Origin of the sequence: Alteromonas sp. 009811495 (genome assembly GCF_028865455.1) — a bacterium.
In the GTDB taxonomy this organism is placed as follows: Bacteria; Pseudomonadota; Gammaproteobacteria; order Enterobacterales; family Alteromonadaceae; genus Alteromonas.
Genome location: NZ_CP113972.1, coordinates 1,135,071 through 1,148,793 on the forward strand (window position 1 = coordinate 1,135,071; position 13,723 = coordinate 1,148,793).

Here is a 13,723-nt window from a genome sequence, read left to right on the forward strand (position 1 = left end):
ATCGGCGATTTCAATATTTTCATGAATTTTGGTTTTCTATCGTCAGTGGTGTCGTGTAAAAATCGTAGCCTAGCTGTGCAGCCAACTTTCGACCCTCTTTTATGGCCGAGTGAACTCTTTCTCCACCGATAATTATGTTTGTCTGTCCTATGCTGGTGTAATTGAATGTATCGTCTTTCCCAGTATCTACAAATATTTCATAGTTGCCGGAATGCTGGCTTTTAATCGCGTTAACATTAGCAATCAGCTCTTCTTCGCTACATGTGACGTGCAAATAAGAACGAGTTATTGGAATGATATAGTGAGGAATTCGTCGTAACCGTCCTTTTGATAGCACTTCAATGCTTCTAGTGCCTGGACCAGTCACTCTGAATCCAATTCTTATTGATATCGCAGTAGGTTGTACCTTTAGCTTGCATGGTTGAGATGTGGAAAACAAATCTCTTTGAACACAAGCACCAGATTCATTGTATTGCCATATATCTAGTTCGGTACGTTCATCATCTGTTAGGTAGACAAACTCTTCGAACTCCGCAAATTCAGAAACATGAAAATGAGATGTCAGATTAATATAAGAATGCTCAGCTTCTGATAGCGTTGAAGTTATTGTTACTTTGTCGTTTGTAGTACTTACCTTCAAGGCAGAGGTGTTAACTTCAAAATGGCCAGATTCTAATAAGTTAGATACTGGAGAACGGGTATAACAAATAGCGTCTTGATAATTAAAGTGTTCACTCATTTGTTCCACAAGACGTAGGCGGCAACTCCCGTTAGTACCTCCCTTTTTAGGTATGCCCCCCTTGCCTTGCAACAACGCAATCTTTTGCGCAACTCGATGCTGGAAATAATGCTCATCAAGATTGTTTTTAATAAAGGTAGACCGATCGGATGTATCGCATGATGTATGGTGAATTTTGTCATCATATAAAGATACGGTATCAACCAATTCTCCAAACAAGACTCTCATTGCTCTTGTGTAATTCGATACAACAGCGGTACCTGATGCTAAGAGCTCTACTGCTCGTCTCGCAAACATGGTCTGTCCATTTTTTACAATGTTTAGAGAAATACCGGTTTCATAACCGCTATAAGCTTTGTCAATCTCTGAATAGGGGAGGTTACCTACAATACTTGGTTGGAATTCAGCTGGGAATGTTCTTCCTTCGATATTTTTCTGATGGTTTCGATCAAAAATACTTACTGACGCGCCACTGTTTTTTATCAAGCCATATAAGTGAAGAAAATCGTTATTGCGTTCATGGTACTTCTCATACCAGGAACCAGCAAAGCAATAGCCAGACTGACGTTTCAAATCCTTAGGGTAAAATGTTTGTGTATTCGCAAAAAAGGGTAAAAAATAGACCCTCTCATGTGCAAGTAAGGCTTTGTAGCGAGCAATACAATCGACTTCTGTGGTAAACACAATATCAAAAAGTGCTGTCAGTTTTGCTCTGATAGAAAAGTCTACAAAATGCACAGGGTCTTCTTTATTCCAAAACACAGTCGGGATGTTGTTCTGATTACAGAACTCTGTTAAAGACCGAATGAGAGGAAGTTGAGACGTAATGCGGTTTTCATTACTCCAACTTCCATCCGCACCATTCCATGTAGATTCTATAAATAATAGGTCTGGACAGAAGGCTTTCAGTTGCTCAATTGCATTGAGTCTATTGAGAGAACAAACATCCCAAATTGATGCAACCGATAGTAATGTAAATTCATCCGCTATAACTGCAGCTTTAGTTTTAACATTCATTGAATAAGTTACGCTATAACCAAGAAGTCATCCCATTCACGCCAGCCAGCGTAACTTAACGACTTTCTTACTTTTTCTCGAACGGGTTGAGCGGCAATAATAACACCACCATATTGAGTAGGTGAGTGCTCAAATACGCATAGAGTTGTGTCCTCGATGGTTTCACGGCCAGCAGTTTTATCAATAAAACCATTTATTGGGTACCCTCGCGCTGCAAAACACTTTGCTAGCGCTTTAGATAGTTGACCACGTCCATAAAGATAAAGCGCCCCATGCTTATCTACAATCTTTTCTATCTCCGCTAATTTCAACTCTACTAACATATTTGCAAATGCATCGGTCGAGCTGTTCAAGGTTGTTGTCGAAGAGTCACTTAATCGCACTTTTAGTAGACACTTTGGAACACAACCGATGTCAAAGCCTGCTTTAATGGCCCTGTAAAAGAGATCGTAATCCTCCCCCATTCTTCGCTCGGCATATCCTAGCTGTTTGATGACGTCACTTCGGGCAAAATAAGTACTATGTGTTACACAGCACCATCTTAGTAACTCTTCCCTAATTTTTTCAATCGTATTTATGCTGTTTAGGAGAGGGGCCTTTTCTTCTTGAAACTGTCGGAATCGATCACTTCTTTCAACCTGTGGATCTGTTGTGAAGTATTCGATGTAACACTTTGCTATTGCAACATTTGGATGGCTTTGAAGGTAAGATAGTTGTTCTACAAATCTAGTAGGGAGACTTAAATCATCGCCATCTACTTTTACAATATAAGGCGTTTGAATTAAGTCTAATGCTTCATTAAGTCGGTACCCAACACCTTTGTTTTCGTCGTGCGTAATAAGAGTGATACGCGGATCATTATATTGTCTAATAAGCTTACATGTATCGTCTGATGAGCCATCATCAATAATCAGAAAATCAAAATCTGAAAAAGTTTGCGAGAGGATGCTGTCAATAGTGGCGTTTATAAAGCGCTCACAATTGTAGGTGGTAAGCAGTGCTGTTATTGTTCGCGTGGACATAATTGAGATTCTCTTTTGACTTACCAGAATGTTGTTTACTTCTTTGCTCCCTATCTTCTTTATCGACTACAGAGATTTTAAATAGAGTTTTTTTGAGAATATTTATCGCGGTTGTACGAGAATCTATCGCAGATTCTATCGTAAATTATCTACATGTTTGATGAGCGTAGACACAATTGACGCAACATCATTTTCGCTTAGGTCAGGAAACATAGGCAGCGTAATGGCTTGCTGATAATAACGCTCCGCGTTTGGGTAGTCGCCTTTCTTAAACCCCAAGTTTTGATAGTAAGGTTGTAAATGAATAGGGATGTAGTGAACGTGGGCAAAAATACCGCTCTCTCTCAATTGTGTCACAAGCGTTGTATGCGTCGTACTGTCTAGTGATTTCACTCTGACAACGTATAGATGATAACTTGAGTAAGTATCATTGTGTTGTATAAGCGGAGCAATATTTGCCTGGTCGCAAAGTGACTTGTCATAGTAGGCAGCTAGTGCGTTTCGCTTTTCAACAAATGTATCGAGTTTATCCAGCTGACTTAAGCCAAGCGCCGCTTCTACATCAGTCATACGGTAATTAAAGCCCAACGTAATCTGTTGATAATACCAAGGACCATGACTATCCTCAGTCATCATCGCTGGATCATTGGTAATGCCGTGACTACGAAGCATGCGCATTTTATCTGCCAGTTCCATACTGTTGGTTAGCGCCATACCGCCTTCCATGGTCGTGATTATTTTCACAGGGTGGAAACTAAATACACAAATATCAGAAAATTCGCAGCTTCCAACAGATTTGTCTTGGTATCTTGCACCAACAGCATGAGAGGCATCCTCAATTACGAAGAAACCATAACGTTTGGAAAGTGCGCGTATCTGTGCCATGTCGCAAGGTTGCCCTGCAAAATGCACGGGAATGACTACTTTTGGTAAACAGTTGTTCGCTTCAGCGTTTTCTAACTTGTACTTTAAGGCGTCGACACACATGTTGCCGGTTTGCAAATCAATGTCGACAAAGTCTATACCAGCGCCACAGTAGAGCGCGCAGTTTGATGAGGCAACAAATGAGTTAGGCGAGGTCCACACGCAATCGCCCGGACCTACGCCAAGAGCAAGGCATGCGATATGAAGGGCTGATGTCGCGCTATTAACCGCAACAGCATAGCTTGCACTACAATAGTCTGCGAATGCACTTTCAAACTTAGGGATCGCTGGCCCCTGAGTTAACCAGTCAGATTTTAGTGTGTCTAAGACTGCTTTTATATCACTCTCATCAAGGTGCTGGCGCCCGTAGGGAATCACTTTCGTGCTTCCTCATTAAACTGCTTTATTTCTTCAATGCTGAGGAAGTGCGCATTTGTATCAGATACATATTCAAAACCAGAATCCACAGGTTTACCCACTTCATCTAGTGCATTTGACGTGAAATTATTGCTTCTATGGAAAAACTTAATAGCGGGAGCGATAACAAAGTGATCGGCAAATTCAAACGTGTGCAACGACATATCACCAGGACACATCATCTCATGCAGCTTTTCACCAGGTCGAATTCCAACATATTTTATGGGGGTATTAGGCGCCATTGCCTCAGCTAAATCGACGATTCGAATTGAGGGAATCTTTGGAACGAATATTTCACCGCCTAGCATACGCTCAAAGTTCTTTAACACAAAGTCGACGCCTTGCTGCAAGGTTATCCAAAATCGTGTCATGTCTTTGTGCGTGACTGGAATGTGGTCGCTGCCCTCTGCGATTAGCTTATTAAAGAAAGGCACCACCGAGCCACGAGAACCTACTACGTTGCCATAACGAACCACTGAAAAACGCGATGCGCCCGCACCAACGATATTGTTGGCTGCCACAAACAGTTTGTCAGATGCGAGCTTAGTCGCACCATACAAGTTAACAGGGTTTGCCGCTTTGTCCGTTGACAGTGCAATCACTTTTTTCACGTTATTGTCTATTGCAGCATTGATTACGTTTTCCGCGCCATCGATATTAGTACGTATGCATTCTGTAGGATTGTACTCAGCAGCTGGGACTTGTTTCATAGCCGCGGCGTGAATAACGAAATCAACACCTTGCATAGCACGATGCATACGCTCTTTATCGCGCACATCACCAATAAAATATCGCATACAAGGCGCGTTGAATTTTTGCTGCATTTCAAACTGTTTTAGCTCGTCACGCGAGTAAATGATTAAGCGCTTTGGTTTGTGTCTCGCTAACAAGGTTTCGACATATTTATGGCCAAATGACCCTGTACCACCTGTTATGAGAATCGATTTTCCGTCGAACATGGTTTGCTCGCTGTTTTTATGGTTATAAACACAATATATCATGTGTCGGCATATTTGCCATAAAGCATTAGAATCTATGCGTTTAGGTGTTTATCAGTGCACAAATACTTCTGCTAAAAGAAGCTATGTTAAAGGGACTTTCTATAGCTTGATCGACGTTAATTCGTTTAAGTGGTTAATTGTATGAGCAGCGTCATATCCCGGCTTAGCGACAACGTGTTTGTGCACGCCAGTAAGGACTCTTATCGTGGGCATTCCCACTTTGTTTAAGTTAACAAAGTCTTTGGACGGGTTATCGCCGATATATACCATATCGCGCCATTCACATTTTTCCGCCTTTTTTATTTTTTCAAAGCAGTAAAGAGATGGCTTTGCATGCTTCACACCAAATCGGTGTGTGATAAATACGCGTCTAAACAGTGGCGCAATATTTAGCGCGTCAACCTTATTACTTTGCACTATTTTGTTGCCGTCAGTGACTAAATACAAAGGGGAAGGTAAAGCATTCAACAGCGAAAGGTGTGCTGATGGCATAGTAAGAGAGGGTTTGTGTAATCGGTATGCAGAAACACATGCCTTCACATTGCTTTTTGTGTCTGCAATGTTGTGCATGGCAAGATAATCATTGAAAATACGACCTCGACCGTTCTTATCCAGTAAAGTGGTCAATTCCTTGGTGCCGACTTCTTTGTTTACGCCCCAGGTACTCTCGACATAGGAAGCAACAGCCCTTAGGCCAGATTCAACATAGTGGCGCTCATTATAGAGCGTGTCATCAAGGTCAAAAATGTAAATCATAGGTAGTAATCTGTGGCAGCGCGTATTTGCGTGAGTTTCTCTTTTGAAAGTATGGCTGGTATCTGGTCAATATTATGGCCCAGCGATTCGCATAAGCTCCAGTATAAGCTGTCGACGCCTGCTTTGATGCCTAGCGTTGATGCTCCGCCAAATCTCGAGTTACATTCGATAATGTGTAAATGCTGACCGCTTACTATGGCTTGTAGTACGACAGGACCGGAGAGTTTAAGCGCCGATAATACGTCATTTATAATGGGTAGCAAGGGAAACTGGGGAAGGGTGTACGTAACTTGAGACTCGCCATTTATTACAAGTTCACGTACGCGACACACCGCCGCTTTTACAACGTTCTCGCGAGTTAACCATGCATCAACGCTTATTTCTTGGCCTGATATAAAGGGTTGGTAGATGGGCGATGAAAGTGTCTTGCCGTGAGCCGCTGCGTCGTCAATATTGAGGTTAACCCCGATAGATTTGCTACCTGCACCAAAACGTTCTTTCACCACATAGCGTTTTGTCTTGGATTGTTTTAATTCGCCATTTAGCTCGCAGAACGTTGGAATAATGGACGGTACATCAAGCTGAGCGAAGGCTAGCTTATCTAAACAGCGCTCAATGGCGTCGTGCTCTGACACAATGACGAAAATGTTTGCGTCGCTCAATCTTTCTTTTAGTGCGGCCCAGAAAAGTAGTTCGCCATCTCTGGTGGGAAATATATGAGTGATTTTTCGTTGTTTAAGCTCAGCGATAATGTGATCGATATTTGCCTCGACTGTTGGCGGCATACACCAAAACTCATCACAAAAGTAACGCGTCAATACTCTTTCGTTGATATCACCTGCAGTCACTACACCACTGGGCGAAATCCGCTTAACCGCATCTTTTAAAGCCAACAGTAAGGGGACTTTGTTACTCGCACTGGAAAGAAGAACGTTCACGTTTGTCTTAAATGCCTTTTGCTGTGATTGTACGTTTCTGTATTTTTATACCACCTTTTGGAGAAGGCATCGATGCCCGACGGTTTTCATATTCGGTGATTTGAGTTGTTTTTTTAGGCGTTTCCCATGCCCCGTACATAAAAGTCAAAAAGCCTTCTTTATCAAAGGGGGCCAAAAACGTTTCGTCTAGAAAAGTAATTGGCTCATAGTTGTCGAAGTGCTTTGCTGGCGCGAAAAATAATCCACCAGAGGATAATAGTTCTGAATAACCTTCGAGCGATTCTCTGCATTGAATGCTGACATCAAATTGTACGTATGCACTGGTACTTGAATTCGCAAACTCTAAATTGATACATGAATCAATGCCGTTTACATTGATAATCACAATGTTCCAATCTACATCAAATTGTTCAGTTAACATTTTACTAAGCTCGGGTAGCGCAGATTGCAGCTTAGCAAAATTTGTTTTGTCGACAGCAAGGTCAATATCGTCGTCCCATGCAATAAGCCCTTTGTCTCTTACCGCGCCTAATAGTGTGCCTGAGTCTAAACAAAATACGATATCTCGCGTTTGGCAAAAGCGATTTAACGTTCGCAATAAAGTTTGAGCGAAAGAAAGCGTCCCTTTGTCTTCAAAAGGCAGTGCGGCTTTCACAGCTTGTTTGCTCGGAACAATCACTTTAGCTTTGGGAATACATAAGTCATTAGTGAGTTGACCGTGTATTTGGTCAATCCACTGACTGGTAATAATTATGTTGTCGATGTCGTAACTTGAAATGTCTGCCGGAGCAATAACAGGGTAACCCATAAAACTAGAACCGTGCTTGGCACTATCGTTATCGGCAAACGCCAATACTTCAATATTGGGATGATTGGAAATATAGTTCTCACCCGCTTTACTTGCACCGAACAGAATTACTTTCATGTTACAGTAGCTCCCAACTCATAGGGGTCCCTTTAGGAGCATCACATTTTATTTGTTTTCCAAGTAAGAGCGGCAAGTATTTAGGCGGTAAACCAAGTCCCGGACGAACTGAGCGTAAATTTTCCGCCGTAAGTGTGTCACCTGCTTTCATGTCATGGGCGATATATAAAGAACGTCGATGCACTAAAGAGGCCTTTTCACGCTCTGTTGCGCCATAACTTACTTTGCCGATAGCCACTGCGGCACGGGCTGTCTCTTCGACCAATAACTTAATTTCATGTGGTTCAAGCGAGAACTCTGCGTCGACTTCACCACCCTTTCTATCAAGCACAAAATGCTTTTCAATTACGGTCGCGCCAAGCGCAACTGCAGCGACAGCTACACCCACGCCAGGTGTATGATCGGAAAGCCCAACCTGACAGTCGAAGAGTTCACTTAAATGTGGAATCGTTTTTAGGTTGGCGTCTACTGGGTTCGCCGGATAATTACTGGTGCATTTGAGTAACACAAGGTCTTTGCAACCATTGGCGCGAAGTACCTCTACAGATTCAGCTATTTCAGATTGACTGGCCATGCCGGTGGACACAATCACAGGTTTTCCTGTTTTTGCCACCGCAGCCAAAATAGCGTGGTCGGTGTTTTCAAAAGAAGCAACTTTATAACAGGGAGGATTTAGTGTTTCCAAAAAATCGACTGCGGTTAAATCAAAAGGCGTACTGAAAGCCAACAGCCCTTTTTCTTTTGCATAGTCGAAAAGCTCTTTGTGCCATTCCCATGGCGTCATCGCTTCTTTATACAAGTTGTAAAGAGAATTTCCCTTCCAAAGGCTATTGGGATCTTCGATAAAAAACTCGCCCTCATGGCAATCTAATGTAATGGTGTCTGGTGTATAGGTTTGCAATTTTATTGCATGTGCTCCCGCCTCTGCGGCAGCATCAATTAAGCGGTATGCTTTATCTAATGATTGGCCATGATTACCAGACATCTCTGCGATGATAAAGGGCGCACGCCCAGGACCAATTTGAATATCACCGATTGTGATTGGATTCATGACTACCTCTTAATACTGTTCAATATAGTATCCACTACAAAAGATGGATTTTTATTGCTGTTTAGTAGCGACGCCGCATTATCGGCGAGTTTACGCATTTTTTCGGGCGAACTTATCGCAAAATTGATCGCTTCGCTAATGTCTTCTTGAGTAACGTCATCGCTTTTGCCTATCCACAAACAACATTGTTGCTTATGTAAGCAGCGCGTCGTTTCAATTTGGTTGTCGGCTAGCGTAATAATCATACCCGCTACGCCTGACGCCGCACGTTCCCAGTGCATCGAACCACCTGCTCCTATCATAGTAGAGGCTGTTTTCATCAACTGAGCAATGTAGGAACATGCCACATGAAGCGTAACATTTGCCAGTGAACTCACTTTTGTTTTCAATGAATCAGTGTGCGTATATCCAGCGCCTACCACGATATCGGCCGAAATGGTCAGGGACTTTAACGAAAGTAAAGTATCTACTACTCGCTCCGTGAGGTTTGAAGGGTCGCTACCACCGAAGCAAATGAGAAAATGATTGTCTTTTCTTGGTATGACAGAAGACGAGTAGAATTCATCACGTAAAATAGCGAATTTAGGTCCAAGTAGCTTGAGGCAATGGCTAGGCACTAGCTGCTCGTAGCGTACTTCATAATTGTCATAGAGGTTTTGATCTAACAGTACGTCGCAATCGTGTTGTCGATTGGCCAAATCATCGATAACAACGATATGTTTGCTACACCTACGCATTGTTTTGCTAAATGCAGATGACAGTTGGTAATGGTCTATTATTAAAATATCGATGCTGTCGTTATGCGCTCGTGAAAGCACATCAATACATTGGTTTGCGTGCTTGTATTGGGCTTGCTCGTCTAGCTTACAATCTGAACGAGTACTTTGTTCACTGCTATTTAATGGTGGCGCAGTTAACAAAGTAATTCCGGCTTGCTCCACTTGTTGATGTAACGCAAAAGGGAGAGGGCATGATAAGAAGGTGACACGAGCGAAGGGAAGGAATTGGTTTGCAAGTGTTAAGCAACGCATAACGTGGCCTAACCCTATCTGCGCAGTACCGTCTACCCGAACCACAACCTTCACGTAAGACTCTCAGTCTGCATTAACTTAAAGAGTAATTCGGCTCTTACCCAATCCTCAGGGGTATCAATATCTTGTACCAAATGATCAGGCATCACGACCATTTTTGAATTGGCGCCGAAAATACGCTTGCTGGTGTCGAGCCAAGTTTTATAGTGGCCCCAATAGAGTTGACCTGCGTCGTGAAAAGCAGGAGGTAAATCTTGTGAGCGTTGAGTAATACCAAACTCGTCGAAGGGTTTAACACCGCCATTTTCGGTTTGTAATATCGCTCTTTGAATCGGAAATGAAAACCGCGCAGCTGTAAATACATAGTCTACATCTAAAGCACCATCTAGCATCTCAAAACACGTATTGATTAATGAGGTGGTAAGGAGGGGAGATGTTGCATAGACACAAGCGCAATAATTGATATCCCAGCCTTTTTCTAGAAGTTCATTAAGCGCATGGCGAACAACAGGACTGGTTCCCGTGTAATCGTCTGCCAGCTCAGCAGGCCTTATAAACGGTATATCGGCACCATATTCAGCGGCTACATTGGCGATTGTTTCATCGTCTGTAGAAACAACAACTTTATCAATATAGGGGCTTGCCAACGCATTTTCTATTGCGTGAGCGACCATAGGTTTGCCACAAAACGGTTTAATATTCTTTTTAGGAATTCGCTTACTTCCCCCTCGCGCAGGGATAATCGCTACGTTCATATTTTTCTGCTCTATTTCTCTACTTTTAATGGCGTGGTTGAATCTAGAGTTTTGTTCATCAAAGTCGCTTGACTAAAGCATTTAAATGCTCAGTGAGGCTTTGTAGCTGGCGAATTTTTTCGTTTTGGATTTCACTAATGACAGTTTTTAACTCTGTGGTTGAAACGTCTTGAGTGCGTGGTAAATAGACAACCTTGACGATATCCTGCAAATCATCAAATTTACCAATCCAGTCATCACCCATGGCGAAAATATCGGCTCCTTCTCTTTGTAAATCTTCGCGCTTTTGTTCCCAACAGTTTTCTTGAAACACGCTGTCTACGTAACGACAAGAAAGTAGGATTTCCTTTCTATCCTCATAAGGAATAACAACCTTTTTACCCTTAACGGTATTGAATTCATCAGAGGATAGTCCGACTACAAGCTTGTCACCTAAGCTATGCAGGCGCTTTAAAAGCCTCACATGACCAATATGAAATAAATCAAATGTGCCATAGGTAACTACAGTCGTCATAGCGCTACTCTCTGAAAATTAACAAATTGTACACCAATAGCTTATCGGCAAGTCAATCAAATCCATGAGGTTATGCTTTTGCATCTAAAGGTATTCATTGTTATACGATTCGTTGGCTACATTTTGTCCAGCTTTCTGCTACACTCTTAATGTTAATTGATATAGGAAAGCGCCATGCAAATTGACAGCTCAACATCCTCCATTCTCGGCCAAGTGCGGGAGAAGCAAGAATCTCTAATGGAGAAGCTTGCTAGTGGTAAAAAGGTTAACAATGCGCTTGACGATGCATCGGCACAGCAAATTATTGACCGTCTTACTTCTGAAGTTGAAGGCAATCGCCAAGCAATCAACAATGTTTACGATGGCATTTCCGTAGCTCAAGTGGCTGAAGGTGGCTTGGGGAGCATTAACGACGATGTAAATCGTATTCGTGAATTAACACTGCAATCTGGCAGTGGTGTGCTGAGTGACGGCGATCGCCGCGCAATTCAATCTGAAATTACACAGCTTCAAGAAAACATCAGTCAAACCATTGAGCAAACTAACTTTGCTGGTAAACCATTACTTTCTGATAATGGCGAACTGTCATTTCAAACTGGCGCAAATGGTGGTCAGTCGATTAGCATTAATACTCAAGATATCGCGTCGCAACTAAGCGGTGTACTGTCAATCGACATAACCTCAGGTACAAGTGTTGAAGATGCGCTTAGTGCAGCCGACGATGCTATTGAAGTGGTTGGCGGTGCGCGTGGCGATCTCGGCGCAGTGCAAAACCGATTTGAAAGCACTGCTCGTAACCTCACACAAGCGAATGTTAATACAGCAGAAGCAAGAAGTCGGCTACAAGACCTAGACTATGCACAAGCCGCCTCAGATCGAGCGGCTAATGACGTGCGTGGTCAAGCAGCAATATCTGTTCAAGCGCAAGCAAATCAGCAAGAAGGTCAGGTTCTTGCACTGCTAAATTAACGCATTATTTTTCAATATTATTCGAAAGAAGCAGGGCAACCTGCTTTTTTTATTGGTAAATTTCCTCATTCAGCTGTTGCGCTGCGATCTTTTGCCGTTACAATTTGTAAATGCGCTAAACTGTAAATAATAACAAAGCGTTCTCGGGGAATTGATGAAGAACATTTTGCTGGTTAGTGACAATCAGGAACTTATTCAAAACTTGGAAACTATCGTTACCTTCATGGGTGAGTCATGCCAGGCTCGCAGTTTTAATGAGGGTGAGCGGTATTTGCAAGATAGTGGGGCTGATGCGGTGCTTATTGAGCACACATCGAGCCAAGTGGTGAAAGGGTTTGTTGAAAAATTCCCTCATATCCCTTTTGTGGCTTTGGTAGAAAGTAATAGCCAAGCATCTGCATATCGCAATTTAGTGAGTGTTATAGCAACACCTCTTACCTACCCAGTTTTGACACAGGCAATACACCGTTGCCAAGAGTACACAAGGCGTAAGCCTGGCCTTTCACGTTCTTCAGGGGCGAAAACGCGCTTGTTTAGAAGTTTGGTGGGTAAAAGTGAGCAAATTCAAATTGTACGCCGTTTAGTTGAGCAAGTTGCGCCAACCGATGCAACCGTACTTATTCTCGGTGAATCGGGCACAGGTAAAGAGGTTGTTGCCCGTAACGTACATTTTTTATCTGAGCGTAAAGATGGCCCGTTTATACCTGTTAACTGCGGTGCTATTCCCGGAGAGCTGCTGGAAAGTGAATTGTTTGGGCATGAAAAGGGCGCTTTCACTGGTGCGATAAGTGCTAGGAAAGGGCGTTTCGAGCTAGCTGAGGGCGGTACGCTATTTCTCGATGAAATTGGCGATATGCCAATGCAGATGCAGGTCAAGCTACTGCGAGTATTGCAGGAGCGCACTTATGAGCGAGTAGGTGGGAATAAACCTCTACAGTGTAACGTGCGTATTATCGCCGCTACCCACCGCAATCTAGAAAACATGATTAGCGAAGATAAGTTTCGCGAAGATTTGTATTACCGCTTAAATGTTTTCCCAATTGACTCTCCTGCTCTTCGTCAGCGAAAAGATGATATTCCGTTATTATTACAAGAGCTTAATAGTCGCATTCAAGGTGATGGTGTAGAAGGCGTTCGGTTTACTGAACATGCAATAGCGTCACTTATGGAGCATGAATGGGCAGGTAACGTACGTGAACTGTCTAATTTAGTTGAGCGCCTGACTATTTTGTATCCTGGGCAAATTGTCGATATTGCTGATTTACCCGAAAAATACCAATACGGCGATGTGCAAGCTTACGAACCTGATTATCCAGAAGAGATCCTTGAGCGCGAAGCGTTCAATGCTTTGTTCGCCGAAGCCGCTGCACAAGAACCTGAAGAAGAGCCAGATAGCAGCAATGAAGATGTTGCGCCTAACAGCACGATATCATCAGCACTTCCAGAAGAAGGTGTTAATCTTAAAGAGTACTTGTCAGAGCTTGAAGTTAACCTTATTCGCCAAGCCTTGGATAACCAGGATTGGGTGGTGGCTCGTGCGGCCGACAAACTTGGCATGAGACGCACTACACTTGTTGAGAAAATGCGCAAGTACGATATCCAACGCACTGAAGATGCGTAACGTCAGGGTTTTGACGTTACGCTTTATTCCCTAATTTCTTTCT

The 13,723-nt window shown here is 42.8% G+C and carries 13 protein-coding genes; 2 read left to right on the top strand and 11 right to left on the bottom strand.

Features of this window, described 5'->3' with window-relative positions; all coding sequences use genetic code 11:
• Positions 1 to 19: 19 nt before the first annotated feature.
• The 11 genes from OZ660_RS05150 to OZ660_RS05200 all read right to left on the bottom strand — a co-directional run bounded on the left by OZ660_RS05150 (position 20) and on the right by OZ660_RS05200 (position 11,090).
• Positions 20 to 1,756: a CgeB family protein gene (locus OZ660_RS05150; protein WP_274742788.1), complete on the bottom strand. Its 1,737-nt coding sequence runs from the start codon at positions 1,754 to 1,756 to the stop codon at positions 20 to 22.
• A gap of 8 nt (positions 1,757 to 1,764) precedes the next feature.
• Positions 1,765 to 2,778, bottom strand: coding sequence for a glycosyltransferase family 2 protein (locus OZ660_RS05155; RefSeq protein ID WP_274742789.1), 1,014 nt, complete (start codon positions 2,776 to 2,778; stop codon positions 1,765 to 1,767).
• Positions 2,779 to 2,913: 135 nt separating this feature from the next.
• Positions 2,914 to 4,080 carry a UDP-4-amino-4,6-dideoxy-N-acetyl-beta-L-altrosamine transaminase gene (gene pseC / locus OZ660_RS05160; RefSeq protein WP_274742790.1) on the bottom strand — a complete coding sequence of 389 codons (1,167 nt, stop codon included), beginning with the start codon at positions 4,078 to 4,080 and terminating at the stop codon, positions 2,914 to 2,916.
• Positions 4,077 to 5,078 carry a UDP-N-acetylglucosamine 4,6-dehydratase (inverting) gene (gene pseB, locus OZ660_RS05165; RefSeq protein WP_274742791.1) on the bottom strand — a complete coding sequence of 334 codons (1,002 nt, stop codon included), beginning with the start codon at positions 5,076 to 5,078 and terminating at the stop codon, positions 4,077 to 4,079. The genes pseC and pseB overlap by 4 nt, the downstream gene beginning before the upstream one ends.
• Positions 5,079 to 5,219: 141 nt before the next feature.
• Positions 5,220 to 5,876, bottom strand: a complete 657-nt coding sequence (locus OZ660_RS05170) for an HAD family hydrolase (protein WP_274742792.1) — start codon at positions 5,874 to 5,876, stop codon at positions 5,220 to 5,222.
• Positions 5,873 to 6,814: an ATP-grasp domain-containing protein gene (locus OZ660_RS05175; protein ID WP_274742793.1), complete on the bottom strand. Its 942-nt coding sequence runs from the start codon at positions 6,812 to 6,814 to the stop codon at positions 5,873 to 5,875. The genes OZ660_RS05170 and OZ660_RS05175 overlap by 4 nt, the downstream gene beginning before the upstream one ends.
• A gap of 7 nt (positions 6,815 to 6,821) precedes the next feature.
• Entirely contained in the window at positions 6,822 to 7,739 is a 918-nt protein-coding gene (locus OZ660_RS05180; protein WP_274742794.1) for a LicD family protein, read from the bottom strand.
• A 1-nt stretch (position 7,740) separates the two neighbouring features.
• The gene (pseI, locus tag OZ660_RS05185; RefSeq protein WP_274742795.1) at positions 7,741 to 8,790 is read right to left on the bottom strand and encodes a pseudaminic acid synthase; all 1,050 of its coding nucleotides are present in this window, start codon (positions 8,788 to 8,790) and stop codon (positions 7,741 to 7,743) included.
• A 2-nt stretch (positions 8,791 to 8,792) separates the two neighbouring features.
• Complete coding sequence (pseG, locus tag OZ660_RS05190; protein WP_232369697.1) at positions 8,793 to 9,875, bottom strand: UDP-2,4-diacetamido-2,4,6-trideoxy-beta-L-altropyranose hydrolase; 1,083 nt, start codon at positions 9,873 to 9,875, stop codon at positions 8,793 to 8,795.
• Positions 9,872 to 10,576, bottom strand: a complete 705-nt coding sequence (gene pseF, locus OZ660_RS05195; protein WP_202264173.1) for a pseudaminic acid cytidylyltransferase — start codon at positions 10,574 to 10,576, stop codon at positions 9,872 to 9,874. Before pseF ends, pseG begins: the two co-directional genes overlap by 4 nt.
• Before the next feature lie 58 nt (positions 10,577 to 10,634).
• Positions 10,635 to 11,090: an adenylyltransferase/cytidyltransferase family protein gene (locus OZ660_RS05200; RefSeq protein ID WP_159623612.1), complete on the bottom strand. Its 456-nt coding sequence runs from the start codon at positions 11,088 to 11,090 to the stop codon at positions 10,635 to 10,637.
• Positions 11,091 to 11,264: 174 nt separating this feature from the next.
• Between OZ660_RS05200 and OZ660_RS05205 the strand changes: the two genes are divergently transcribed.
• Complete coding sequence (locus OZ660_RS05205; RefSeq protein WP_274742796.1) at positions 11,265 to 12,059, top strand: flagellin N-terminal helical domain-containing protein; 795 nt, start codon at positions 11,265 to 11,267, stop codon at positions 12,057 to 12,059.
• A gap of 154 nt (positions 12,060 to 12,213) precedes the next feature.
• A complete protein-coding gene (locus tag OZ660_RS05210; RefSeq protein ID WP_202264177.1) occupies positions 12,214 to 13,680 on the top strand; it encodes a sigma-54 dependent transcriptional regulator in 1,467 nt (488 codons plus the stop codon).
• Positions 13,681 to 13,723: the final 43 nt, after the last annotated feature.